The 24,615-nt window shown below is 68.9% G+C and carries 27 protein-coding genes; 11 read left to right on the forward strand and 16 right to left on the reverse strand.

What is annotated here, in order from left to right:
- The first annotated feature begins 35 nt into the window (after positions 1 to 35).
- Both ABT061_RS45455 and ABT061_RS45460 read left to right on the forward strand, forming a co-directional pair.
- Positions 36 to 1,331: a sensor histidine kinase gene (locus tag ABT061_RS45455; protein ID WP_350929917.1), complete on the forward strand. Its 1,296-nt coding sequence runs from the start codon at positions 36 to 38 to the stop codon at positions 1,329 to 1,331.
- Entirely contained in the window at positions 1,328 to 2,020 is a 693-nt protein-coding gene (locus tag ABT061_RS45460) for a response regulator (protein ID WP_350929918.1), read from the forward strand. Before ABT061_RS45455 ends, ABT061_RS45460 begins: the two co-directional genes overlap by 4 nt.
- A 120-nt stretch (positions 2,021 to 2,140) precedes the next feature.
- Here the strand turns inward: ABT061_RS45460 and ABT061_RS45465 are convergent, their stop codons facing one another.
- Positions 2,141 to 2,506 (reverse strand): DoxX family protein, encoded by a 366-nt coding sequence (locus ABT061_RS45465; RefSeq protein ID WP_350929919.1) that lies wholly within the window; start codon positions 2,504 to 2,506, stop codon positions 2,141 to 2,143.
- A gap of 133 nt (positions 2,507 to 2,639) precedes the next feature.
- Between ABT061_RS45465 and ABT061_RS45470 the strand changes: the two genes are divergently transcribed.
- The gene (locus ABT061_RS45470; RefSeq protein ID WP_350929920.1) at positions 2,640 to 3,017 is read left to right on the forward strand and encodes a winged helix-turn-helix transcriptional regulator; all 378 of its coding nucleotides are present in this window, start codon (positions 2,640 to 2,642) and stop codon (positions 3,015 to 3,017) included.
- Positions 3,018 to 3,036: 19 nt separating this feature from the next.
- Here the strand turns inward: ABT061_RS45470 and ABT061_RS45475 are convergent, their stop codons facing one another.
- The 9 genes from ABT061_RS45475 to ABT061_RS45515 form a co-directional block, all read right to left on the reverse strand.
- Positions 3,037 to 3,219 (reverse strand): hypothetical protein, encoded by a 183-nt coding sequence (locus ABT061_RS45475; RefSeq protein WP_350929921.1) that lies wholly within the window; start codon positions 3,217 to 3,219, stop codon positions 3,037 to 3,039.
- A gap of 188 nt (positions 3,220 to 3,407) precedes the next feature.
- A complete protein-coding gene (locus ABT061_RS45480; RefSeq protein ID WP_350929922.1) occupies positions 3,408 to 4,742 on the reverse strand; it encodes an MFS transporter in 1,335 nt (444 codons plus the stop codon).
- Positions 4,743 to 4,749: 7 nt separating this feature from the next.
- A complete protein-coding gene (locus ABT061_RS45485; RefSeq protein WP_350929923.1) occupies positions 4,750 to 5,823 on the reverse strand; it encodes a MerR family transcriptional regulator in 1,074 nt (357 codons plus the stop codon).
- Positions 5,824 to 6,077: 254 nt separating this feature from the next.
- On the reverse strand, positions 6,078 to 6,707 hold the full coding sequence (locus ABT061_RS45490; RefSeq protein ID WP_350929924.1) for a hypothetical protein: 630 nt from the start codon (positions 6,705 to 6,707) through the stop codon (positions 6,078 to 6,080).
- Positions 6,708 to 6,791: 84 nt separating this feature from the next.
- Positions 6,792 to 7,019 (reverse strand): DUF6529 family protein, encoded by a 228-nt coding sequence (locus tag ABT061_RS45495; RefSeq protein ID WP_350929945.1) that lies wholly within the window; start codon positions 7,017 to 7,019, stop codon positions 6,792 to 6,794.
- A gap of 361 nt (positions 7,020 to 7,380) precedes the next feature.
- Positions 7,381 to 7,785, reverse strand: a complete 405-nt coding sequence (locus ABT061_RS45500) for a hypothetical protein (RefSeq protein WP_350929925.1) — start codon at positions 7,783 to 7,785, stop codon at positions 7,381 to 7,383.
- Entirely contained in the window at positions 7,782 to 8,699 is a 918-nt protein-coding gene (locus ABT061_RS45505) for a metallophosphoesterase family protein (RefSeq protein ID WP_350929926.1), read from the reverse strand. Before ABT061_RS45505 ends, ABT061_RS45500 begins: the two co-directional genes overlap by 4 nt.
- Positions 8,700 to 8,746: 47 nt before the next feature.
- Complete coding sequence (locus ABT061_RS45510) at positions 8,747 to 9,262, reverse strand: cupredoxin domain-containing protein (protein ID WP_350929927.1); 516 nt, start codon at positions 9,260 to 9,262, stop codon at positions 8,747 to 8,749.
- 79 nt (positions 9,263 to 9,341) lie between these two features.
- Positions 9,342 to 9,503, reverse strand: a complete 162-nt coding sequence (locus tag ABT061_RS45515) for a hypothetical protein (RefSeq protein ID WP_350929928.1) — start codon at positions 9,501 to 9,503, stop codon at positions 9,342 to 9,344.
- Between the two features lie 123 nt (positions 9,504 to 9,626).
- Here ABT061_RS45515 and ABT061_RS45520 point away from each other — a divergent pair, with 123 nt between their 5' ends.
- Both ABT061_RS45520 and ABT061_RS45525 read left to right on the forward strand, forming a co-directional pair.
- Positions 9,627 to 9,749, forward strand: a complete 123-nt coding sequence (locus tag ABT061_RS45520) for a hypothetical protein (protein ID WP_350929929.1) — start codon at positions 9,627 to 9,629, stop codon at positions 9,747 to 9,749.
- Between the two features lie 539 nt (positions 9,750 to 10,288).
- Positions 10,289 to 10,615 (forward strand): hypothetical protein, encoded by a 327-nt coding sequence (locus tag ABT061_RS45525; RefSeq protein WP_350929930.1) that lies wholly within the window; start codon positions 10,289 to 10,291, stop codon positions 10,613 to 10,615.
- Between the two features lie 559 nt (positions 10,616 to 11,174).
- On the opposite strand, the gene ABT061_RS45530 is transcribed toward ABT061_RS45525, so the two are convergent.
- Positions 11,175 to 12,338: an MFS transporter gene (locus tag ABT061_RS45530; protein WP_350929931.1), complete on the reverse strand. Its 1,164-nt coding sequence runs from the start codon at positions 12,336 to 12,338 to the stop codon at positions 11,175 to 11,177.
- Positions 12,339 to 12,695: 357 nt separating this feature from the next.
- On the reverse strand, positions 12,696 to 13,655 hold the full coding sequence (locus tag ABT061_RS45535; protein WP_350929932.1) for a helix-turn-helix transcriptional regulator: 960 nt from the start codon (positions 13,653 to 13,655) through the stop codon (positions 12,696 to 12,698).
- An 89-nt stretch (positions 13,656 to 13,744) separates the two neighbouring features.
- Here ABT061_RS45535 and ABT061_RS45540 point away from each other — a divergent pair, with 89 nt between their 5' ends.
- The 3 genes from ABT061_RS45540 (at position 13,745) to ABT061_RS45550 (ending at position 15,305) form a co-directional block, all read left to right on the forward strand.
- Positions 13,745 to 14,608, forward strand: coding sequence for an NmrA family NAD(P)-binding protein (locus tag ABT061_RS45540; protein WP_350929933.1), 864 nt, complete (start codon positions 13,745 to 13,747; stop codon positions 14,606 to 14,608).
- Between the two features lie 76 nt (positions 14,609 to 14,684).
- Positions 14,685 to 14,900, forward strand: coding sequence for a hypothetical protein (locus ABT061_RS45545; RefSeq protein WP_350929934.1), 216 nt, complete (start codon positions 14,685 to 14,687; stop codon positions 14,898 to 14,900).
- Between the two features lie 39 nt (positions 14,901 to 14,939).
- Entirely contained in the window at positions 14,940 to 15,305 is a 366-nt protein-coding gene (locus tag ABT061_RS45550) for an MFS transporter (protein ID WP_350929935.1), read from the forward strand.
- Between the two features lie 81 nt (positions 15,306 to 15,386).
- Here ABT061_RS45550 and ABT061_RS45555 read toward each other — a convergent pair whose 3' ends face one another.
- Both ABT061_RS45555 and ABT061_RS45560 read right to left on the reverse strand, forming a co-directional pair.
- Positions 15,387 to 15,815: a site-specific integrase gene (locus ABT061_RS45555; protein ID WP_350929936.1), complete on the reverse strand. Its 429-nt coding sequence runs from the start codon at positions 15,813 to 15,815 to the stop codon at positions 15,387 to 15,389.
- 115 nt (positions 15,816 to 15,930) lie between these two features.
- The gene (locus ABT061_RS45560; protein ID WP_350929937.1) at positions 15,931 to 17,283 is read right to left on the reverse strand and encodes a PLL family lectin; all 1,353 of its coding nucleotides are present in this window, start codon (positions 17,281 to 17,283) and stop codon (positions 15,931 to 15,933) included.
- A gap of 638 nt (positions 17,284 to 17,921) precedes the next feature.
- Between ABT061_RS45560 and ABT061_RS45565 the strand changes: the two genes are divergently transcribed.
- Both ABT061_RS45565 and ABT061_RS45570 read left to right on the forward strand, forming a co-directional pair.
- Positions 17,922 to 18,734: a hypothetical protein gene (locus tag ABT061_RS45565; protein WP_350929938.1), complete on the forward strand. Its 813-nt coding sequence runs from the start codon at positions 17,922 to 17,924 to the stop codon at positions 18,732 to 18,734.
- Positions 18,731 to 19,108, forward strand: coding sequence for a GntR family transcriptional regulator (locus ABT061_RS45570; RefSeq protein WP_350929939.1), 378 nt, complete (start codon positions 18,731 to 18,733; stop codon positions 19,106 to 19,108). The genes ABT061_RS45565 and ABT061_RS45570 overlap by 4 nt, the downstream gene beginning before the upstream one ends.
- 825 nt (positions 19,109 to 19,933) lie before the next feature.
- Here ABT061_RS45570 and ABT061_RS45575 read toward each other — a convergent pair.
- Both ABT061_RS45575 and ABT061_RS45580 read right to left on the reverse strand, forming a co-directional pair.
- The gene (locus ABT061_RS45575) at positions 19,934 to 20,707 is read right to left on the reverse strand and encodes an SDR family NAD(P)-dependent oxidoreductase (protein ID WP_350929940.1); all 774 of its coding nucleotides are present in this window, start codon (positions 20,705 to 20,707) and stop codon (positions 19,934 to 19,936) included.
- Positions 20,708 to 20,721: 14 nt separating this feature from the next.
- Positions 20,722 to 21,201 carry a MarR family winged helix-turn-helix transcriptional regulator gene (locus ABT061_RS45580; protein WP_350929941.1) on the reverse strand — a complete coding sequence of 160 codons (480 nt, stop codon included), beginning with the start codon at positions 21,199 to 21,201 and terminating at the stop codon, positions 20,722 to 20,724.
- Positions 21,202 to 21,317: 116 nt separating this feature from the next.
- Between ABT061_RS45580 and ABT061_RS45585 the strand changes: the two genes are divergently transcribed.
- Complete coding sequence (locus tag ABT061_RS45585; protein WP_350929942.1) at positions 21,318 to 24,542, forward strand: efflux RND transporter permease subunit; 3,225 nt, start codon at positions 21,318 to 21,320, stop codon at positions 24,540 to 24,542.
- The last annotated feature ends 73 nt before the right edge of the window (positions 24,543 to 24,615 follow it).

Raw genomic sequence — 24,615 nt, forward strand, 5'->3', positions numbered from 1 at the left:
CGGCATCCCTCACGTGAGGGATGCCAGAACGTCAGATGACCACGACAATGGCCTTCGTGCACCCAGCGGACGACCGGACCGGCGGATGGGCCGCCGGTCGGCGGCGGATCGCCGCGACCCGGCACGCGCCTGTCGCGGCCGGCGCGCTGCTGGCGGTGCTCGCGCTGGCCGAGTCGATCGCGCACGCCCGCGACACACCGCTGGCGAAGGCGTTCGGCCGTGCCGTCACCACACCGGTGGGCGAGTCGATCGTGCACGGCGGGGGTGCGCCGCCGGTCGAAGGCGGCAACCCCGCTCTGTATCTCGTGGTGTTCGGCCTGCTCGGCCTGGCCACCACGCTGCCCGTCGCGCTGCTGTGGGCGCAGCCGGCCGCGGCCGCGGTGGTCGTCTCCGCGACGGTCATGTTGTCGCCGGTGGCCTTTCACACGCTGACCGTGGCGGGCGTGGCCGCGCAGCTGATCTGCGGATACCGGCTCGGCCGCACCGGCTCGCAGCGGCTGGCCGTCCTTCTCGCGGCACCGTTCCCCATCCTGGCGCTTGCCGTTCCCGCGGGCGGCGAGGCGGGGGTTCTCATCCTGTTGGCGGCCTGCCTGGCTCCGGCGGCGGCCCTGGCCGGGATCGCACGGCGAGCCCGCGCTGAGGCCCTGGAGAACGGCGCGGCCCGGCAGGTCATCGCCGACACCCTGCTGGAGCACACCGCGCGCGGCGAGCGCGCTCGCATCGCCCGCGAACTGCACGATGTCGTCGCCCACCACATTTCCATGGTCGCCGTGCAGGCGGAGACGGCCCGGCTGGCCGTGCCCGGGATGCCGGCCGCCGGTGCGGAACGATTGTCGGCCATCGGGGACACCGCCCGGGCGGCGCTGACCGAGATGCGGCGACTGCTCGGCGTGCTACGCGAGGACGCCGAGGCGGACGCGGCGGACCGGCGGCCCCAGCCGGGCCTGCGCCTGGCCGAGCTCAACGAGCTGCTCGACCAGGCGCGGCAGGCGTCAGGCACGGGTGTCCGCCTCATCCTGCGCGGTCCGCCGGTCACGCTCGACCCAGGTGTCGAGCTCGCCGCCCATCGCATCGTCCAGGAGGCCCTCACCAACGCCCGGCGGCACGCGCCGGGCGCCGCCGTCGACGTGGAGCTGCACTACGGTGGCGATGCCCTGCGCCTGCTCATCCGCGACAACGGACCCGGCCCCCGTGCCTCGGTGCCTGCCGGCGGTCACGGGCTGTCCGGCATGCGGGAACGTGCCACAGCCGTCGGGGGTGAGCTGCGCACCGGCCCCGCCGCAGGCGGTGGCTTCCTCGTCGAGGCGCGCCTGCCCGGAGCGGCCGGATGACCGGCAGGCCACCGGTGGTTCGCGTCGTCGTCGCCGACGACCACCTGGTCGTCCGCACCGGCTTCGCCGAACTGCTCAACACCCAGCCCGACCTCGAGGTCGTCGGCACCGCCCGCGACGGGGCCGAGGCGGTACGGATCTGCCGCGAGCTGTCGCCCGACGTCGTCCTGATGGACGTCCGCATGCCGGGGATGGACGGCATCGAGGCCACCAGGCGGCTCGCCGGCGGGCCACGCGTCCTTATTCTGACGACCTTCGACCTGGACGAGTACGTCTACGACGCGCTGCGTGCCGGAGCGAGCGGATTCCTGCTCAAGGACGTCACCGCCGAGCGGCTCTTCGACGCGGTACGGGTCATCGCCGCAGGCGAGGCGCTCCTGGCTCCGGCGATCACCCGCCGCCTCATCAGTGAGTTCGCCCTGCTGCCCCCGAAGCCCGACGCCGTCTCCATGGCCGCGCTCGCCGCGCTCACCCCTCGTGAGACGCAGGTCCTGCGGCTGGTCGCGGAAGGCCTGTCCAATCCGGAGATAGCAAGCCGGTTGACGGTCACGGAGGAGACCGTCAAGACGCATGTGAGCCGGGTGCTGAACAAGCTCGGGCTACGCGACAGGACACAGGCGGTCGTCACGGCGTACGAGACAGGACTGGTCGTGCCGCGCTCCCGCGGGCCGATCACCCGAGGCGGCTGATCGATTGCGAGCACCGAGAGCACCCGACCATGGCGAGATGTCCTCTGCCGCTGTCGCCGGGCCGCAGGTCAACATGGAGCGCCCCGGAGCGAGGCGAGGGCACGACGTCGGGCAGAGGGTTCAGAGCCAGATGGCGCCGAGCCAGGCGGTTGCCGCGGCGGCTGCCAGGAGGGCGATGTTGAGTCCGATCTGCCGGATCTCGCCGCGGCTCAGGTGGACCGCGATGCCGCCTATCTGGATCAGGACGAGGCCGATCGCCGCGGCGATGGCGAGCCAGGGCGCGATCCCGGTCAGCGGCGGCAGGATCAGGCCGGCCGCGCCGAGGACTTCCAGGAATCCGATCAAGCGGACGAGCGGCATGGGAACAGTGTCGACCCAGCCCATCATCGGCTGAAGCTGCTCCTGGCTTTGGGTGATCTTCTTGCCGCCGGCGTAGAGGTAGAAGACGGCCAGGAGTGCCGCGACGATCCAGTAGGAAATCTCCATGAAGGACACCTCGGGGGGGCTAGTGACGCGGCGCTGGCCACGATGGTTACCAGTCGTAAGTAGCTTCATGATGCGTCACCATTGAAAGCCTTACAAAAGGCACATGCATGTGCGTTACACACAGAGGGCTGTCATGTCGGAGTACGAGCACACCTGCATGATCCGAGGAGATGGCGGACGGACGATCCGCGCCATCCTCGACCGCATCTGCAACAAGTGGACGCTGCTGATCGTGGCGACCCTCGATCAGGGAAGCCTGCGCTTCACCGGCCTGCACCAGCAGATCCCCGGGATCTCCCAGCGCATGCTGACCCTGACGCTCCGGAACCTCGAACGCGACGGCCTGGTCTCCCGGACGGTGCATGCCGAGGTCCCGCCACGGGTCGAATACGCACTGACCCCCACCGGCAAGAGCCTCATTCCACCCGCATTGGCCCTCGCCGGCTGGGCCATCGAGCACGTCCCGCACATCGAGACCAGCCGAGAGGCCTACCAGAGCCGAAACCAATGACCCGATGCCCCGCCTCCGGCTACTTCGCCCCTGGTGCGCCGATCTTCAACGGCGCCTCGGGCCAGAAGCAGGTCCTCGGCCATGGCCGCACCGCCCTGGCGGCAGCTCTCCGCAGGTCCGCGACGAACGCGGCCCTGGCGTCGGCGTCGCCGACCGGCTCGCGGAAGACCTGCGCGTCGGCTCGCCCTTCAGCCACGCCCATGCGGCCATGCTGGGCCGTTACTCCTTCGCCTTGCCCGAGCCGCCCGGAGGAGTGCGACCGTCGGGTGAGCCAGACGACACCCACCCGGGCGAGGGCATCGGTAACCGACCTGGTCGCCGCCTGCGGTCTGACGTTCAGCGGTACCCGGCCCGGTGCTCACCCGCCGACGACATCCGGGCCGGTTCTCATCAGCGATCTGTTCTTGGGGCGGCGTAGTGCCACAGCTGAGGTGCCATCCACACGATCATGGCGACGGTCATCACGGTGAGCAGCCCGCCAACGCAGATCGTCACCTGGGGGCCGTATACCCCCGCGGCGGTCCCGTGCAGCAGGTTGGCGATCTGCGGGCCCCCGATGAGGACGACGGTGAGTGATCCTTGAATCCGGCCGCGCATGGCGTCGTCGGTATATGCCTGTGAGATGGCGTTGCGGAAGGTACTGAGCACGAAGTTCGCCGCACCGCCGAACATGAGCGCCGCCAGCGCGAGCCAGAGTCGCGGAGCCAGGCCAAGGACCACGACGGTTACTCCCCAGACGGCGGCAGCCGATGTCATCAGGGCACCGTGGCGACGGGCGCGCGTGAACCTTCCCGACATCAGCCCGGCCGCGAAGACACCGGCCGGGTAGGCGGCGTAAAGCAGGCCCAGCTCCAGGCCTCCTCCCGCGGGCCCGCCGTAGGTGCGTTGCGCCAGTTCCGGAAAAAGCGCTACCGGCATCCCGAAGACCATCGCAGCAAGATCTACTGCCAGCACGGCTACGAGCACCCGGCCGGCAAGCAGGTAGCGGAACCCGGCGAGCACCTGTCCAAGCGTGGACCGATGCCGGTCACGCTGTGCCGGCGTATCGTCCGTTGCTGCTTTTGATATCCCATCGGGCGATCCGTCACGTGACACCGGGTGAGGGCTGGGCAAGATAGGCGGCAACTTGGCCACCGCCCACACGACGGCCAGCAGCGCAACGGCGTCGAACAGGTAAAGCGTGCCGAGCCCGACCACCGGAATCAGCACGCCTGCCAGTAACGGGCCCATGATCGATCCGGTGTAGCGGACGAGCGAACTGAGACCGTTCGCCGCGGGCAGCAGGCCGACGGGTACGAGGCGGGGCACCGCTGCACCCATCGTCACCATGATCGCCCCGAAGGTCAGTCCTTGGCATGCCACCAACGCCAACAGGACGGCGACAGAGCGGCCTCCCAGGGCGGCCTGAGCCCACAGCGCCGCGTAGGTCAGCGCAAGGCCACAGTGAGCGGCCAGCAGCAGCCGTCGCCGGTCCATGAGGTCGGCGAGGGTTCCGACCCACAGCGACGCGATCACCAAAGCACCGAATGACACTGCGGCCGCGGCGCCGACGGTCGCAGACGAGCCGGTCAAGGTGAACAGCTGCGCCGGCACCGTGACCACGCTGAACGAGCCACCGACCGCGCAGGTGGCCGAGGCGACCCACAACCGCCGGTAGGCGGGGATCGCCAGGGGACGCCGGTCGAGCGTGTACGCGCACAGGGAGCGTACAGCCGACGCGCTCACCTTCCACTCACAGCGTCACCACATCAGCCACCACGCAAGCGATGTTGTCCGGGGCGCCCGCGTCGTATGCCAGCCTGACCAGCTCATCGAGGACCTGCCCAGGGGCGCCCGTGCCGCTCAGTACGCCGCGCAGTGACTCTGTCGCAACGACGGTGGCCAGCCCGTCGGAGCACAGCAAGTAGCGGTCGCCGGCCACGGCCGTATGCAGCGACAGGTCAGGCTGGGACCCGCCTGTGCCCGTGAGTGCACGGACCAGCAATGAGCGTTGCGGATGCGAGGCGGCCTCCTCTGGGCTGAGGCGGCCTTCGTCGACCAGCGACTGCACGTAGGTGTGGTCGTGGGTGATCTGGAAGATCTCGCCGTCGCGCAGCAGATACGCTCGTGTGTCACCGATGTGCACCAGCGCCAGCTGGGAGCCAGACCACAGCATCGCGGTCAGCGTCGTGACCGCCTCGCCGGACAGTGCCGACTCGGCGATGCCCCGAATCGCCTGGTCGGCCTGACCAACCGCATCGGCGAGCGCGCCGAGAAGGTCACCGGCAGGTACGGCCTTCGCCTCCAACGGCTTGAGCGCGTCGATGGCCGCCACGCTTGCGAGATTCCCACCCGGCCCGCGCATTCCATCGGCCACCGCCAGCAACCGAGCGCCGGCGTAGGCGACGTCCTCATTGCTCGTGCGGACCAGCCCCGACTCCGATCGTGCCGCGTAGCGGATCCCGATCATGGTTTCTGCGTCTTCCATGGCGCCGCCCCTTCCTGACAGGTAGTCGACGAGGAAGGTGGCGAGTTGTTCGCGTACAGCGGTGTCGGCCATGACCTGTGCCCAATAGTCGGCGACCTGCTCGGCCGCCGCATGCGGTTCCAGGTCGCATACCTGGCGGATGCGGGCCAGTGGCATGCCCAGCCGCCGCAACCACGCGATCAACCGGGCCCGCTCCAACTGCGTCGGATCGTAGAAGCGGTACCCCGACTCTCCGTCCACTGCAGCCGGCCGGAGCAACCCGAGCTCGTCGTACAGCCGTAACGCCTTCGGCGACAAGCGCGTAGCCCGGGCGAACACCCCGATCGTCAGTAACCCCACACCCAACCCTCCTCGCACCGGCCAGGACGACCGGCACCACGATGCTGCGCCTTCACCCAAGGGCAAGGTCCACCCCTCAGCGTCGGCGAGGCCACGAACAGGGCAATGCGTCATCAGTATGATCAGTGAGACGGGAGCCCGGTTGGCCCTCTCATCCGACTTGAGGCAGCGCAGGTACGAAGCATGGCTCCATGTCGGGGCCGGCCGCGCTGACGTTGAACGCCGCCGAGCCGGATCGGCAGGGTGTCTGAGGGTTACGGCTCCTCGCCGTGAGCGCGGCGGCGGCCTTCGTCGAAGAACTCGTAGATGGCTTCGGCGTGCGGCAGTTGGGTGAGTGGGCGGGCGGCGCCGAAGGAGATGTTCCAGAACTGGCCGGTTCGTGGCTGCTCGGGGCCGACGTAGGCGTACGGCTCGGGTATGTGCCTGTCACCCGGCGAGACGCCGTAGTTGACCTCGTCCAGGGTGACGCCGATGTCGAAATGCTCCGGCCAGAGCACCGGCGTCATGCCGGGAGCAAGCCTGCGCAGGGCCGCATCACCGTCGCCCAGGGCGCGGGCGATCACCATTGCCGCCTGCGGATCGACATGTACGCGGTCGCCGGCCGTGACCCCGGAGCCCTCGGAGTACAGGCCTTCGGGGGCGCCGGCTACGATCCCGGCGGCAGCCGCGAGTTCGGCGTAGGTCACCCCGGTCAGCTTCCTGAGCGGTCGGCCGCTGGTGAGCAGCAGGTCTCCGTTGACGGCCATGTCGGGGTGCTTGGTGGTGGCGAAGCCGCCGGGGACGGCCCGGAGCCTGATGGTGCCGCTTTGGCGGTACTGCGGCCCGGCCAGTACGAGTTCGGCCACTCCATGCAGGCTCTGCCTGGTCAGGACCAGTGTCGTCATGTCCACCGGCGTCTCCTCCCACGTCGTGTAACCCCGAAAACCCGGCCATGTACGGTCGAGTACCTCGTGCTCTGTGGGGGACTGCTAGGGCTGGGTCAGCTGCCAGAGGGCCGCTGAGGACCACAGGATCGCGATGAGGGTGACCAGGGTGCCACCGGCGAGTGGCAGCGCCCAGGTGGGTAGGCGCCGGCTGCGGACGAGGAGTACCTTCGCGGCGAATGCGCCGTAGAAGAGGCAGCCCGCGAGGGAGTGCAGGGCGACCCGGGGGCTGTGCGTCTCCACTCCGTAAGCGGTGATGCGGTGGTAGGCGATTTCTCGGCTGTCGGCGCCGCCGCAACAGCCCGCTCAACGTAGTTCAACTAGTCATGTCCCGCCTTCGCGGTGTCCCCGGCGTCAATCTCCCGAAAACCGGGGAATGCCAGGTTTTGCTGTGCTCTGAAATTCGCGGGATTATGTTACTGAGAAATACCTGGGGTTATCGCCCCGCCGGGTTTCCTCGCCCGTCAATTCATGCGTAGGCGCCGACGGTGCGATCCAGCCGGCCACAGGTGGCCTCTATTCGGTACCGGAAACTCGCGCGGGATACCAGTTCACCCGCCCTTGACATCCGGCGGCAAGATCGACAGCGGCACGCGCCACGAGTATCGACATGCGGCGTGACCGGTATGGATGATTATTCGGCACCCGTGAGGCCCTCCGCCGGCTTGCGCACGGCCAGCTGCCAGGCCGCGAGCAGCAGCAGCGCGGCCACTTCGACGATCACGCTGATCGCAGCCTGCGGGGAGGGGGTGAATCCGCGCTCGGTGAACCCGAAAATCCCGATGGTGCGGGAGAGCGTGAAGCCGCCCAGCGTACCCAGGGCCACGGCGGCGGCACCGAGCCTGACGATGGCCGAGTCGCTGACGAGCAGCAGTAGGGTGACGGCGAAAGCGCCGCCGGCCTGGAGCAGGAACGCCGTGCCGATGATGTGGATGTGCCGGTAGCCGCCGTTGAGGTAGAGGTCGGCGTGGATGTAGCCGCTGACGGCGATGGCGGCGGCCGTGCTCAGGCGGGCGGCGAGGGCCGCGGACGCCTTCACGCCAGCTTGTGGTCGGTGACGGCCAGGCCGCCTGCGCCCTTACGGTAGGTGACAGTGCGGATGCCCAGTGCGGCCTTGAGGTGGCCGGCTGGTACCACCTGCGGGAGGGGTCCCGGCCCGATGCCCGGTTTGGGCAGCGGGTAGGCGGTGGTGGTGGCGCTGTGAAAGGTGACGTTGCCTTCGGTCTTGGTGAACAGCTGGTGCACGTGGCCGTTCAGGCAGGTCACAGAGGAGAAGCGGCGTAGCAGGCCTAGGACCTTGATGGCGTCATCGGTGCCCCAGCCCCAGGCCGGGTACATGGCGAACAGCGGGATATGGCTGAACACCACGATGGGAGTGTCGGCCGATAGACCAGCGACGTCTTTGCGGACGAAGTCGATCTGGTCGGTGCCAAGGTGGCCGAGTTGCTCCATGTGCAGGGTGTTGACCAGAGCGATGAAGTGGACGCCATGGGTGTCGAAGCTATACCAGCCGTCGCCGAGGGTGTTTGCGCCGAATCGCTGCCGGTACGCATGTCCGGCGTCGCCGATCGAGTCGTGTTCCCCGGGCACTGTGAAGATGCGACCGGTACGCAGGCCGGTCAACATCTGCTTGACCTGGTCGAACTGGCCCGGGGTGGACAGGTGGGTGAGGTCGCCGCTGTGCATGACGAAGTCGGGCCGGAAGCCCAGGCTGTTGACCTGATTGAGCGCTTCGGTGAACGTCCGGTTCACGTCGGTGTTGGCGGCGCCGGTGAAGCCGATGTGGCTGTCGGAAATCTGCACGAACCGCAGCGCGCCAGGGTTGGCGGTGGCCTGTACGGCGGCGCTGTCCTGGCTGCCTGCGACGCTGCTGATCACTCGGCCGTCGGCCACCGTCAAGACCACGGCGGAGCCGAACCAGCCGGCGTGGCGCAGCAGTTGGCGGCGAGACATCCCGTGTTCCGGCGTCGGCTCGGCTCCACGCGGATCGATAGGGCCGGTCACTGGGTCACCGTCACAGTGGCGGTCATGAACGGGTGGATGCTGCACAGGTACTTGTAGGTGCCCGGCTTGGTGAACTTGTAGAGGTAGCGGGCACCGGACGCCAGCGCGGCGGAGCGGAGCGGACCCTGGCCCTGGCCCTGGCTCGTCACGGTGTGCGGTTCAGGGTCCTGGTTGATCCAGGTCACCGTAGTGCCTGCCTTGACGGTCAGCGCAGCGGGATGGAAGGCGAAATTCTTGATCGTCACGGAGTTCGGGCCCACCGGCGTGACCGGCGCGCTGCGTGTGGGTGCGGCTGTGGCCGTGTTGGGCAGCACCGGGATGGCAGATGCCGGGCCGGTGCCGCCGGGCATGCCGGGCAGGCTCTGGCCGGCGCCCGGGGTGATCCCGGCGGACGCCGGGCCGCGGTGCGGCGGGTCGCCGCAAGCGGTGACCAGGCCAAGTGCGCCGGTCAGAGCAAGTGCGCTGATCAGGGCCGGTAGGCGCGGTATGCGGGGATGAATATCGTGACTCATACTCATGTCCCTCTCGGTGGCTGGAGTGCCGATCCATTCAGCGCGAATCGGTATCGACACTGTGAGATAGCACGCCGGGTTACCCACGGAACTGGTGGCCGGTATGGAGTAGGAATGGGGTGACGTTGCCCCAGTGGGGGAACTCCGGTGCCTTGAAGTCCGGATGGGGCGGCAGGTAGTCGCCGGGTTTGCCGGTGGTGGTGTAGGGCGGGGTGGCGTCCGCGCCGTCGTGCGCGCGCAAGGCGAGGATGTCGCGGGCGCCTGGGCACCGGCCTGGATGCCCGCCTGTTCAGCGGGGCCGGCGGGATGCCAGGCGAGGTCGGCGGCCAACCGGTGGTCCAGGTTGGTCTTCTGCGCCGGGTACATGATCCTCCTCCTGGTCAAGTTCGGAGGAAAGGTGACAGGCCGCTCCGGCACGTCCACCAGCGCCGACGTGCTGAAACCCGATCCAGAGCGTTTTTGCTCTGAACTGACCGAAGCAACGTGAAACCACTGGATGTGCGACGTTGCCACTCATATTAGATGCATGGTTAAACTATTTCCTCAGTCATATCCCACTTTCGCGGTATCCCCGGCGTCAATCTCCCGAAACCGTGGAATGCCAGATTTTGCTGTGCTCTGAAATTTGCGGGGATATTTTACTGAGAAATACCTGGGGTTATCGCCCCGCCGGGTTTCCTCGCCCGTCAATTCATGCGTATCGAAACGGCTCGCTTCCGTAGGTGCTGACCGAGAACACGCTTGTGCCAACCGCCGTGTCTTCCTCGCGCCGTCGACGGTTACCTCCGGCACGGCCCCGGCGTCCAGCGCCGTTTAGATAGCGATCTTGCTGGTGGCTTCGCCCGGTGAGCATGCCGGGCGATGCAGGCACTTCGGGTCGGTTGGCGGATTCGATGGCAGTCGGCGCGCTGACGTCGCTGATTCCGCTTCTGCGCCGACTATCGTGTCGTGCCCGGTAATCAGTTCTGGGTCAAGATCGTGAGCTGATCCGGACAAATCTCAGGTAGCCCAGCTGAACGTCTGCGAGTGGAGGTGGTCATCCGCCTCCACTCACAGACTTACTCGAACCTCGAAAGGAACTGTCCGTTGAACCTGTCACGAGCGATGCCTGCGGAGAGCCAGTGGGATCTCCTGGAGGAGTACCTCCTGAACAGCCGCTTCGATGTGGCATGGATCGACACGGAGAAGATCGATGAAGCCGCAGAGCGTTTCCGGGTGGATCCGGGCTCTGGAGTTCTCTGCGATCTCGATACCGCATTCGACCTGATCGACAATGACGAGCAGGAAACTCTGGTCGCGTCCTCTACCGCGTCCCCCGCGACGCCTGGCCGCGCTGAGCGAACCCGCCCCTGAGCCTCGCAGAAAAGTGCGGGCCGCGACGATCGTGCGCGGGGCCGAGGTCGGGCCGACCGTGCTGGGCGGAGCCGCCGTGCGGCACGAAGTCACGATCAACGAATGGCTCTGACAGGCGAGGTCGTTCTTTGGGCACCCCGGCGCGGCTAGATGGTTGATGTGCTTTCTGGGCTGTGCCGAACAGCAGAGAGTGCCCAGGATCGGTGATGTAGAAGCACTTCCGGCCCGCACGGGATCGTCGTGGACACCGACCCGGGCGGTGGCGGTCTCGAATAGCTCAGCCGCGCGCCGATAGGGCAAGCGGGCACGGCCCGAGGCGAGGTCGAGGTCACCAGACGGCGGTTCGACCCGGGCGCGGCGATCGGTGAGGAAGACGGGGCGGCGGCGGTGCGCCAGACGATAGTGCACGCCATGGTCGAGGGCGCCATACGGTTCGCCGAGTGGGGACGGAACGCCATCCTCTTATAAATCTACATTGTAAAGGCGTCCGTCCGGGTTCAAGATCATTTGCAACGGACTGAAGGCTCCCACCAAAGAACAGAGGCCGTCTGCCTGTCGATCATGACGATTGCGGGTGGCGTAGCGCTCCGGCGGAAGCCGCCATGAAGGCCGCGAGCAGGGCGGGAATCCCCAGGGCGGCGGGCAGGCCGATGAGTTCGGCGGCGCCGCCGATGATGGCGGGGCCGGCGACGAGCCCGGCGTAACCGACGGTGGCGACCTGGGCGATGGCCTGCCCGGCACGGGCCGGGTCGTGGTTTCCCGCGGCGGAGAAGACCTGCGGGACGATGGTGGCCAGGCCCAGGCCGAACAGGGCGAATCCCACGAAGGCGACGAGGGTCTGGCCGACGAGCAGTGCGGTGCCGAGGCCGAGGGCGGCGACGAGCCCGGAGTAGCGGACCAGGCGCACCGGGCCGAACCGTTGGGCGAGGTGGTCTCCCGCGAAGCGGCCGATGGTCATGGCGGCGGAGAAGACGGCGAATCCGGCGGCGGCGACGGCCTGGGGGGCGCCGAGGTTCTGGAAGAGGTAGACGGCGGTCCAGTCGTTGGCGGCGCCCTCTCCGACGAGTCCGGCGAAGGCCACGACTCCCATGAGGATGATCCAGCTGGTCCATGGGGCGCGGCGTGGGGTGGTGGTGTGGGTGGCCGCCGGGGGTGGGGTGGCGGGGAGGAGGTGGCGCCGGACGTACAGGGAGGCGAGGGCGAGGGGGATGCCGACGGCGGTGAGGGTGGCGGCGGCGCTGAGGTCGAGCCAGGCGAAGAGTCCGCCGATGCCTGCGCCGATGAGTCCGCCGATGCTGAACATGCCGTGGAAGGAGGACATGAGGGGGCGGCCGTAGGCGCGTTCGACTTCGACGCCGTGGGCGTTCATGGAGACGTCGAGGGAGGCGTTGACGAGGCCGAAGAGGAAGAGGGTGGCGATGAGGGCGGGGAGGGTGGTGGCGTAGCCGGGGAGGATGACGGTCAGGGAGGTGGCGATGGCGGCGGGGGTGAGGAGGCGGGCGCTGCCGAGGCGGTCGGTGAGGTGTCCGGCGAAGCGCATACCGGTGATGAGTCCGATGGCGACGGCGAGGAGTCCGTAGCTGAGCTGGCCGTCGCTGAGGTTGAGTGTGTGTTTGACGGCGGGGATGCGGGCGGCCCAGGCTCCGGAGACGGTGCCGAAGAGGATGAAGAAGTAGGAGACGGCTCGGCGGGCGTTGGTGGGGTGTTGGTGGGTGGTGGTCATGAGCGTCCCCGGGTGTGTTGGATCCGGGGGTTATTCAATCATGGTGGGGTGTTGGTGGGTGGTGTACGGACTGGTGGTGTATGGGAGTTTTTGTCTGGTCACTTCTGCCGGTGGGCATTCTCGGTGGGCGAGAAGGCCACTGACCTTGGCGGTTGGTGTGCGCTGCGCCTTCCGGTGGCAGGTTTCGCTGTCGGGGTGTCGGCGCACTGGTTTGCTGTGTCCCTTGCGCCGTGGACCTGAAATGAGTGATCTGCCATGGATCTCATCGAGGAGATGCTGGGTTGGTCTTCACTAGGTACACGGGAAGGCCTCGGCCCAGGTCAGGCTCACCGGAGATACCTGAGGTACGTGATCCGGCTAAGCGGTGCCAGCATGTAGGAAGAGCTTGCCTATGTCGCGAAGGTGCTGGCGGAACTCAGGGGGATGGATTACGTCGAATTCCGCGCCGACCGCGGCAAGGATGAGCACTGGCCAGTCGAAGTCGTCCACTTGCAGCCGCAGATGGCAGGAGTGGTCGTCGACGGGCTCGCACCGGCCGCCGGTGACGGCGACGACCGGTTCGACGGCCCTGGCCGGAGTGTGGATGAGGACGGTGATGTCGTGCCGGGTGGGTCGGGAGCCGAGCCGGTCGGCGATGAAGGCGGCGGCGTCGGCGGCGGGCAGGTCACGCGGGCGGAAGCGCGCTCCGGTGGAGGCCGGGCCGGTGAGCCGGTCGAGGCGGAAGACGCGCCAGTCGGCGCGGTCGAGGTCCCAGGCGACCAGGTACCAGCGGCGCCCGAGTGAGACCAGCCGGTGCGGCTCGACCTGCCGGGTGGCCGGCTCGCCGGATGGGGTGGCGTAGGTGAAGGTGAGTCGTTCGTCGTCGCGGCAGGCCTGGGCGATCACGGCGAGTGTGGTGGCATCCACCTGAGGGCCGTCCGGCGGCGCGGTGACCGTGTAGGCCCGGAGGGCGTCCACGCGGCGGCGCAGGTGGGGAGGCATCACCTGGACGACCTTGGTCAGGGCGCGCAGCGAGGTCTCCTCGATGCCTTCGACGGTGCCGCCGGCGGCGGTGCGCAGGCCGACGGCGATGGCGACGGCCTCCTCGTCGTCGTCGAGCAGCAGGGGCGGCATCGCCGTACCGGATCGGAGCTGGTAGCCGCCGGAGGCGCCGCGGTTGGCGTGGACCGGGTACCCCAGCTCGCGTAGCCGGTCGATGTCGCGACGCAGGGTGCGCTCACTTACTGCGAGCCGGTCGGCCAGTTCGAGGCCGGGCCAGTATCGGTGGGTTTGCAGCAGGGACAGCAATCGCAGCATGCGCGCGCTCGTGTTCGCCATGATTTCAGGCTCTCTCTCATTCCGGCCAAGAAGTGACCGGAATGGACTCTAGCGTGGCCTTCGTGAACGACAGAGCGGAAGGAACGCAGATGAAGATCCTTGTAACCGGAGCGACGGGGATCGTCGGCCGCCACGTGGTGGACCAGCTCGTGCGGGCGGGTGCCAGCGTGCGGGCGCTGACCCGCAACCCCGCAGGGGCCAAGCTGCCGCCGCAGGTGGAGGTCGTCGAGGGCGACCTGACCGCACCCGCAAGCGTGGTCGCCGCGCTGGAGGGCGTGGAACGGATGTACCTGTTCTCCGTGGAGGAGACCGCGCGCGAGGTCGTCGCGCTGGCACGGCAGGCGGGGGTAGGGCGGATCGTGGTGTTGTCGGCGGCGTCGGTGACCGCCGGCCTGCATACCAACCCGGTGGAGCAGGCGGCCGAGGAGTCCGGGCTGGAATGGACGCACGTACGACCGTGCGGGTTCATGACGAACATGCTGCAGATCTGGGCGCCGTCCATCCGGGCCGAGCGTATGGTCCACTATCCGTTCGCGGACGAGCCGATGAACCTGATCCACGAGGCCGACATCGCCGCAGTCGCCGTCGCCGCGCTGCTGGAGGACGGCCACCATGGCAGGGCGTACACCTTGACCGGGCCGGGGCTGGTCACCGTTCGCGAGCAGGTGGCGGCCATCGCCGACGCGCTCGGCGAACCGGTCCGCTACGAGGAGGTCAGCCGCGAGCGCGCCCGTGAACTGATGAAGGCACAAGGAGGGTTCGCCGCCGAGTCGGCCGACCTGATGCTGGGCTTCATCGAGTACGACGGCGGCGCCGCGACCGGCGCCGATGGCTACGCCGACCAGGACTGGTCGGCGCTGATGCGGGTCTGGCCGGACGTGGAACAGGTCACCGGACGCCCCTCGCGCAGCTACGCCGAATGGGCCCGCGATCACGTCGCGGACTTCCGCTGACCGTCATCGATCGCCCTGGGCGTTCCATCCCACCTCGAACGGGACGCCCGCCTCCTCACAACCTTGGAACCCTTACATGACCGACGCCTTGACACTGCCGGCGACACCGCCCCCGGCCGCATCCACGTCCTACCGGTGGCGGTGGCCGGCTCTGGCGGTGATCCTCACCGGCTCGGTGATGGAAATGCTGGACTCCACCGTCACCAGCATCGCCGGCCCGACCATCCGGGCCGACCTCGGCGGCGGCACCTCCCTGATTCAATGGCTCGGGGTGGCCACACCCTGGCCATGACCGCATGGCCGAAAGGTCCTGCACGTCGGAGCCGTGACGATGACGGCCGGTGTCCTGGCCCTGGTGCCGATGCTTGGCTCGGAAGCCGGATTCCGGCAGCTCGCTTTTGCCCTGCTCATCACCGGGCTGGGATCTGGGCTGATCATGGGGCCCTACTTCGACATCGTGCTGGCCGGTGTCGAGCCGCACGAGACCGGCTCGGCCTCCGGCATGCTCACCACCCTCCAGCAGGTCGGCGGCGCACTGGGAACAGCCGTACTCGGGACTGTGTTCTTGAGCGGGCTGAGCGCCGGGACTACCGCAGTCGCCCACACTTTCCGGATCGTCGCCGGGATGATCGCGCTGACCTTCCTGGCCGGCTTCCTGCTGCCCAGAAAGGCCCGCGAGGCAGAACCCGTCTCCTGACCAAGTCGCCGAGGCCGTATCCGCCGCAACTTGCAACAGACTGTGCTTGACCTGTGGAAGCACTGAGCGCGTGGGGATGGGTCAGCGGCGGCGGGCAGGGTCCTGCTTGGCCAGTGCGGCGGCGACGGCTTCGGGACCAGGATTGACGTAGATGCCCAGCGTGCGCAGGTTCTGGTGGCCGGAGAGCGCCATCAGCATGGGCGCTGACCAGCCATCCTCACCCAGGTGAGTCAGTCGCGAGTGGCGCAGCTGGTGCAGGGTGAAGCCCCGTCCGTCCGGGTCGTTCTGCTTGGTGGCCTGCTTGAACAGGTATTCGGCCCGCTCGTACGACAGCCGGGCTCGTCCGGCGTCCGGACACAAGTCGGCGCCAGCCGGGGTGCACCCGGGTCCCGGCCGCCGGTCGGTGACGAACACCGGGCCGCAGGTGCGGCCGGAAAGGAGGCGAGGCAGCAGCCGGGCGGTGCCGGACTGCCAGAAAATGAACGCTGTGTCGCCGCCCTTGCGCACCACCCGGGCGCGCTGTTGTCGCTGACGGCGCAGTCCCAGATCACCTGCTCGCCGTCGCTGGTGATGTGGAAGGCGAAGAAGGCGCAGTACGCCTTTTCGCGGGCGGCAGTGGCGGCTTCTACCCATGACCGCGGTGGACGCAGAAGAGCTGGTCTTCGGTGCCGTAGGGTTCGCGGTAGGAGACGATGGCGGGGCCTTGAGCGCTCAGGTGGCCGGGCAGCCGGGTGTCGGGGCTCCAGTCGGCTGAGTTGAAGCTGGTCCACCACAGGCTCTGGTCGCCGGAGCCGCGGTGCACGCAGTACAGCCTGTTGTTGAAGACGGCCAGGGCGGGGCCCTCCGCACTCCGGTGGGCGGGCAGTCGGCGGGCGGTGCTCCAGCGCGTGCCGTCGAAACTGGTCCACCACAGGAAGTGGTCAGAGCCGCCGCCGCGGAACACGCAATACAGCACGCCAGCGTAGACGGCCAGAGCGGGGTTGGAGGCCGTGAAGTGGCTGCCGAACGGCTGGTCGTTGCTCCAGCTGGTGCCGTTGAAGCGGGTCCACCACATCTGATCGCTGTTGGCGTCCCGGTAAGCGCAGTACAGCATGCCGTTGAAGGTCGCCAGGGCCGGGCCTCGGCTGGACGCGCCGTTCATGCGGGTGTCGGGGCTCCAGCGGTTGCCGTCGAAGCGGGTCCACCACAGGCTCCTGTCGTTGCCGCCGCCGCGGTGCACGCAGTACAGGAAGTTGTTGTAAACGGCCAGGGCAGGGCCGTCGGCGCTGCGATGGGCGGGGAAGGCGATATTGTCGCTCCAGCCCTCATTGCCGCCGGGGTCGTAGGCGGTCCACCAGAGCGATTCGTCCCGGTCCCCGCGGTGCGCGGCGTACAGCCGGCCGCGGAACTCCGCCAGCGCCGGATTGGACCTGGACAGGTGGCCGGGGAATCTCTCGTTCTCGCTCCAGTTGTGGGAGGTGTTCATGGCCGTCCACCACAGCGAGGTGTCCTGCCTGGGGGCCAGAGAGATGGGGAGGAGCATCCCCGGGGCGAACCAGGGCGACACCAGCCGACAACCGTGGTCCCTGCCGACGATCTGGATGGTAAGAGAACGGATCTGGAAGGAGAGCTCGATCAACCGGCCGAGCGTCCTGGGACGGATGGCCCTGGCCACGATCTCCCCTACCATCTCCGAGATCTCGGCGGCGGCTTGGGCGGCTGCGGCGTTGAGGACGATCTCAAAGCCCCACCATCTCGCGTTGGCGTACACCGCCCTACCGTTGGCGTTCAGCTGCGTCTCGATCTGGCGAGCCCTGTCTTGGTCGGCTTGGGGGAGCCGGCTGGTCTGCTCCTCGAATTCCTTGCGGGCCTTGTCCAGATACTCCCGGGAGATCTGCTGCGCCTCCTCGTGGGAGACGGAGTACGGGATGGCCTGCCAAGCGGCGAGGGCGTCGGCCTCGGCTCTGGCTTGGTCCTGGCTGGTGCTTTCATCGGGCATGCGATCACGTCCCAGTCCGTAGGAGGATCCGCCGTGAAGATCGTCAGCGGCCTTGAGTATCCGGCGGTGCCTCACTGCTGGCAAGGGCGTGCCCGTGGCCGCAAGCGGCCACGGGCACAACGGACTGTCTCGGGCCGGTTGGATGCGTGGTCGTAGGCCACTGGGCCTCCGCCGTCCGGTCCGATGTCGGCAGCGGTTTCTAGACGCAGCGGCTTGTCTGTGTCGTGACGGGGTCGGGGCAGCGTGAACAGGCCAGGGTTCGGTTTCAATCAGGACGCTTCCGGCGGGCGTGTGTTGGGGTCCCCGTGGCTTCGGCCGGAAGTCCAACAGATATGCCTCTGGCCTGCATGGACAACAGGGCTCAGGTCTGGCCTATCAGCCTGAGACCTCCGCATAAGCGCAGGTGAAAGGCATATCCGTTGGATCCCGCGCCATTACTACCGGGCCCCCCACAAGACCCTCACGGCCGCTGCCGAGGGCAGCCCTGTTCACGCTCTGCGAGTGTTCGCGCACGCCTGGGCGACGGCCACCGCTGAGCCGGGGCTTGCATCATCGGGACGACGAGAGTCCCGGACGTTGACTTTGTCGCAAGGTATGACGCATCTTATTGCTACAAAGCTTGCGACAAAGGAGGCGCTATGACCCGCGAACCGCTACCGGACACCGACCCGCCGACGCGCACGACCGATCTGCGCATGGCGGGCGAGTGGCTGGCCCGCCACGACCTGGCCGACACCCACCCGACCCCGCTGCTCGCCAGCCGGCTGGCGGTCCGCAGACGCGCCCGCCTGGCCACTTACGTCATCCTGGCCGCGCTGATCATCGTGAGCGCCCTCGCCGCCACTTCCGCTTTCGGCGGCCTCCCGCCGCATCGCCCGCTGCCGCTGCTGGCCCTGGCCGCGTCGGTGGCCGGGCTACTGCTGGCACAGTCCCTGCTCGACCGGTGGGTGCGACGCGTCGACCAGCGGGCGGGCGCGACGCTGTCGCGCAGGGCCGCCCATCCGATCCAGCCCGGCTGGCGGACCGTGCTCGGCCGGCCGTACGCCATTTTCGCCGCCGCCACGTTCGCCGGCGCGATGGTGCTGGCCGCAAGCGTCCTGGCCGTTCCCGAGCCCACCGTGCGGCAGCTGGCCGTCGTCGTGCTGATCGGCCTGCTCGGCGCGACGGCCATCACCGCCATGCAGCTGCGCCACCTGCTCAGCTTCCCGGTCGTGGCGGAGGACGAGGAGTCGCTGACCGCCGACGTCATCATGCGCGTCGAAGACGCCCGCGAGCTCACCACGCCGAACGTGCAGTGGTCGCTGCCGGTGGTGCTGTTCGGCACCGCGCCCGGCTGGTGGAATGCCGCCGCGGTCGCCTACATCGTCCTGAGCCTGGCCGCGTGCGTCGCGCTCCATGCCAGGACGCCGTCGTGCGCGACGGTGGCCCGGCGGGCCATGAGCGTCCAATGATCGTCATCGATGCGGCCTCGCCGGTACCGCCGTTCGAGCAGCTGCGGGCCCAGCTCGCCCGGCAGATCCAGGACCGCACGCTGGCCGTGGGTGCCCGGCTGCCGACCATCCGCCACCTGGCGGCCGACCTCGGCCTGGCCGTCAACACGGTCGGCCGGGCCTACCGGGAGCTGGAGGAGGCGGGGCTGATCGAGACGCGCGGGCGGGCGGGCTCGTTCGTGTCGGCCGCCGGCGAGGAGGGCCGGGAGCGGGCCCGCCGGGCCGCCGCCGACTACGCCGCCGTGATCGCCAGCGTCGGCCTCGACGCGGCCGAAGCGCTCCGCATCGTGCAGGCGGCTCTGGCGGCCGGTGCGGCGGCACCGGCCTCGTCATGACCGCGACCCGGCCGCGGGGATCGCGGGAGTCCGGGGTCAGAACGGCGGATGGCGGCGAGTCCGCCGCGCTGGCCTGCTAACGCCACTGACCGTTCCGTTGTCGATCAAGTCCCTACGCGCAGCGGCGACGAGACCGGTTCCGCACCACCCCCACCGGCGGAATGAGCGTCGGGACCGTGCTGAACAAGCTGGCCGAGACCGCCGAGCACGTGGGCGAGTTCGCCCGCGAGTTCGGCGAACAGAGCTGGGTCGACATGGACGAGGACGAGACCGCGGACTGGCGCAAGGTCCTCGCGGACCTGGAGGCCGCGGCCGCGACCTTATTCGTACCGGCCGCGCCCCTTTTTTGTCATATCGGAGATCTCGTCGGCGGGCCGACCAATGTCATCGCCAGGCCTGACATCGCCCGAAGAGAACACATCCCCTGTTATGTCGCTTCGCGTGTACCTGGTGACACGCTCCTTAACGACGCGCCTATGTGTGGCCGGCTCAGGCGCATGCGGTGGCGGGGGCGCTGTGGTGGCGCTGGTCGCGGTGAACTATGTCGGAGTGCAGAAGGCCGCTTGGCTGAGCCGGGCGATCGTCGTCGTGGTGCTCGCAGCGGTCGTGATCGCCTGTCTCGCCTCGGCCTCGGCGGATACCGGGCGGCTGGACGTCACCGTGGAGGTCACCGCGGGTGGTGTGTTGCAGGCGGCGGGGCTGCTGTTCTTCGCCTTCGCCGGTTACGCCCGCATCGCCACCTTGGGTGAGGAGGTTCGTGATCCCGCGCGGACCATTGATCACCGGCAGATGACAGGCCGGAAGCCGGACGGGCCGGTGGCCCGCTCAGTGGACGGAGAAGCCGCCGTCGACGCAGATGGCCTGGCCGGTGATGTAGGCGCCGGCGTCGGAGGCGAGGAGGAGGGCGATGCCGGCGAAGTCGGCCGGGGTGGCGTTGCGGCCGGTCATGGAGCGGGCGGCGAGTGCTTCGACGCGGCCGGGGATGGCCTGGGCGGGTTCGGTGAGGGGGGTGAGGACGAAGCCGGGGATGATGGTGTTGACGCAGACGCCGTGGGGGGACCAGGCTTCGGCCTGGGAGCGGGTGAGGCCGGTGATGGCGGCTTTGGAGACGCCGTAGGCGCCGCTGTCGCCGAAGGCCCTGTGGGATTGCTGGGAGCCGAGGTTGATGATGCGGCCCCAGCCGCGCCGGGCCATCCGCGGGCCGAAGTGCTGGCCGAGGAGGTAGGGGGCGGTGATGTTGACGGCCATGGTCTGGTGGTAGTCGTCGTCGGTGAGGTCGGCCATGGGGTGGCGGATGTTGTTGGCGGCGTTGTTGACCAGGATGTCGATGTCGCCGAAGAGGGTGGGGGCCTGGTCGCGGATGCGGGTGATGTCGGCGGGGTCGGCGAGGTCGGCGCTGATGGCTGCGGCGCTGATGGCGTGGTCGTGGAGTTCGCCGAGGGTGCGGGTGAGCTGTTCGGTGCGGCGGGCGACGATGACGAGGGCCGCGCCGGCCTGGCCGAGGGTGTGGGCGATGGTGCGTCCGATGCCGGAGCTGCCGCCGGTGACGAGGGCGGTGCGGCCCGCGAGGGAGAAGAGGTCGTTGATGGGCGTGGTCACAGCGACAGAACCTATCATCCCACCTTTTCGTGTGGAGGGTGATCCTGCAGGGTGGAGGCGGCCCGCTGGATCTTCTCCATGACGTCGGACAGGTCGCGCAGGGTGCCGGTGTCGAGGTGGTACAGGATGCGGCGGAAGTCGGCGAAGCCGGCGTCGGCGATCTGCTCGGTCAGGGCCAGGCCGGCGGGGGTTAGCCCGACGCGCCGGACCCGGCGGTCGTGGGGGTCCTCGCGGCGATCGACGAGGCCGTGGGCGACGAGGCGGTCGACGATGCCGGTGACGGTGCCGAGGCCGACGCCGAGGTGGCCGGCGAGGTCCTGGCCGGAGGCGGAGTCCTGGCAGGACAGGAAGATGACGACCTTGAGCTGGCGCATGGTCAGGTTGGAGTCGAAGAGGGGTGAGGAGGGCCGGTGTTGGGCGAACAGTCGTCCCAGGTCGCGCTGGATGGCACCGATCTGGTCGATCAGTCGTTCGCGGTTGTCGTTCACGCTCACCTCTCGCTTCCTGAGAAGGTTATCAGGAACGGTAAGCTTCCTTAAATATTCGCATAAGGCGAAGTGTTAGTCTGGGGCGAATCTTGTTGTGACATCCATTGAGGAGTCCCGCCCCCATGACCTCCTTGGCCAGGTTGAGCCTCGCCAACCGTAGCCTCGTCATACTGATCGCGCTGGTGCTCAGCGCGTTCGGTGTCTTTGCGATCCCGTCATTGAAGCAACAACTGCTGCCCTCGCTCTCGTTCCCGGGGGCGTTCGTGGTGGCCCCCTACCTGGGCGCCTCTCCCGAGATCGTCGAGGAACAGGTCACCGAGCCGATCGAGAACAGCTTCCAGGGGCTGGAGGGTGTCACGAAGGTGACCTCGACGTCCCGGGAGGGGATGGCGCAGATCCAGGTGGCGTTCGAGTACGGCACCGACATCGACGCCGCGGTCTCGAAGATGCAGCAGGCGCTGTCGCGGATCAAGACGCAGCTGCCTGTGGAGGTCGACCCGCAGGTGCTGACGGGCGGGACCGACGACATTCCGGTGGTGCAGCTGGCGGTGGGCGACGGCGGCGACCAGCGGGTCATGGCCGAGCGGCTGCAGCGGCTGGTGGTGCCGGAGCTGCAGGGCATCGAGGGAGTGCGCGAGGCGACGGTGACGGGCACCCGCGACGAGGTGGTGACGATCACCCCGGACCTCGGGAAACTGGCGCTACTGGGCCTGGCGCCCACGGCGGTGGCCGACCTGCTGCGCGCCAACGGGCAGTCGATTCCCGCGGGCAGCCTGACCGAGGACAAGACGTCGCTGACGGTGCAGGTCGGCACGCGGGTCTCGACTCTGCAGGAGCTGAAGGACCTCTACCTGACCCCCGCGGTGCCGGCGCAGGCACCCGCGCAGGCGCAGGCGCGGCCGGGAGGCGCCCAGCAGGGCCCGCAGGCTCAGCGCCCGGCGCCGGCCCCCAGGCCGGTGCGGCTGGGCGAGGTGGCCACGGTGGAGCGGTCGCTGGCCGAGGGCACCTCGCTGACGCGCACCAACGGGCAGCCGAGCCTGGGCGTGGTGGTGACGATGAAGCCGGACGGCAACGCGGTGACGATCTCGCACGCGGTGCGCGAGAAGATCCCCGGTTTCGTGCGGGCGATCGGTGACTCCTCGCAGGTGACGGTGGTCTTCGACCAGGCGCCGTACGTGGAGCGGTCGATCCACGACCTGACGACCGAGGGGTTGCTGGGGCTGGCGTTCGCGGTGCTGGTCATCTTGGTCTTCCTGCTGTCGGTGCGCTCGACGCTGGTGACGGCGGCCTCCATCCCGCTGTCGGTGATCATCGCGCTGATCGCACTGTGGGTGGGTGACTACTCGCTGAACATGCTGACACTGGGCGCGCTGACGATCGCGGTGGGCCGGGTGGTCGACGACTCGATCGTGGTGCTGGAGAACATCAAGCGCCACCTCGGCTACGGCGAGGCCAAGCGCAAGGCGGTGCTGGAGGGGGTACGCGAGGTCAGCGGCGCGGTGACGGCCTCAACCCTGACGACCGTCGCGGTGTTCGTGCCGATCGCGGTGGTGGGCGGCATGGTGGGGCAGCTGTTCGCACCGTTCGCGATCACGGTGAGCGTGGCGCTGCTGGCGTCGCTGCTGGTGTCGCTGACCGTGGTGCCGGTGCTGGCCTACTGGTTCCTGAAGGCGCCGGTGCTCTCGCCCGAGCAGGCGCGGGCGGTGCGCGAGGAGGCCGAGGCCAAGGAACTGCGCAGCCCGTTGCAGCGGGCGTACCTGCCGGTGCTGCGTTTCGCCACCCGGCGGCGGCTGGTGACGCTGCTGGTGGGCGTGGTGGTGTTCGCCGCGACGATGGGGCTGGCCGGCCGGCTGGAGACCAACTTCATCGACTCCTCGGGGCAGGACACGGTCTCGATCAGCCAGCGGATGCCCTCGGGCACGGACCTGGCGACGACGGACGCCGCGGCCAAGAAGGTCGAGGAGGTTCTGACGTCGCTGGATGCGGTACGCGACTACCAGGTGAACGTGGGTGCCGGCGGCGGGTTCGAGGGCGCGACCGGTGGCGGCGGCGGCGGAGACCGGGCCTCCTACTCGGTGACGATCAAGGAGGGCGCCGACGCCGAGGCGTTGCAGGAGACGCTACGCGAGCGGCTGAAGGGGCTGTCGGACGTCGGGGAGGTCACCGTGGGCGGCTCTCAGGGCGGCCCCGGTGGCGGCTCGGCCGACCAGCTGCAGGTGATCGTGCAGGCGCCGGATGTGGCGACGCTGCGTACGGCGACCGAGACGGTGCGCGCGGCGATGGCGGACCTGGGCGGGCTGCGGGACGTGGGCTCGAACCTGGAGGCCGGCGCGCAGCGCATCGAGGTGCGGGTCGACCGGGAGAAGGCCGCGGCCAGGGGGCTGACCGAGACGCAGATCGGGCAGCTGGTCGCGCAGCGGTTCCGCGGGATGCCCCTGGGCGAGCTGACGCTGGACGGGCGCGCCGGTACGGTGGTGCTGCGGGCCGGTGAGGTGCCCGAGGACCTCAAGGCGGTGCGCGCGCTGACGCTGCCGACGGCGGCGGGCATGGTCAGGCTGTCGCAGGTGGCCGAGGTCGCCAAGGTCGACGGTCCCACGCAGGTGACCCGGATCGACGGTGCGCGCAGCGCGACGGTGTCGGGCACGGCCGTCGGCAGCGACCTGGGCGCTGTGACCACCGAGCTGACCGCGAAGCTGGACAAGCTGACGATGCCCGCGGGGGCGAGCTTCAGCGTGGGCGGGGTCAGCGCCGACCAGGCCGAGGCGTTCGGGCAGCTGGGGCTGGCGATGCTCGCGGCGATCGCGATCGTCTTCATGATCATGGTGGCGACGTTCCGGAGCTTCGTGCAGCCGCTGATCCTGCTGGTGTCGGTGCCGTTCGCGGCGACCGGCGCGATCGGGCTGCTGCTGGCCACGGGCACGCCGCTGGGCGTGCCGGCCCTGATCGGCATGCTGATGCTGATCGGCATCGTGGTGACCAACGCGATCGTGCTGATCGACCTGATCAACCAGTACCGCGAGCAGGGCATGGGCATCGTGGAGGCGGTGATCGAGGGGGGCCGGCGACGGCTGCGGCCGATCCTGATGACCGCGGTGGCGACGATCTTCGCGTTGATTCCGATGGCACTGGGACTGACCGGTTCGGGCGGGTTCATCTCCCAGCCGCTGGCGATCGTGGTGATCGGCGGGCTGCTGTCGTCGACACTGCTGACGCTGGTGCTGGTGCCGACCCTGTACGTGATGGTGGAGCGGCTCAAGGAGCGGCTGCGGCGTACCCCCAAGGAAGGGAGCCCGCGGCCGGGCCTGAAGGTCTACGACAAGGACGAGCTGGCGCCGGCCAGGCAGTAAGTCCTGGGGGAGGCCCCGGGGCAAGCCCGGTGAGCCGGTCATCGCGCGGTGCGCCCCCCCCGCACGACCCCGA

The sequence above is a fragment of the Streptosporangium sp. NPDC002544 genome (assembly GCF_040295965.1).
Lineage (GTDB): Bacteria > Actinomycetota > Actinomycetes > Streptosporangiales > Streptosporangiaceae > Streptosporangium.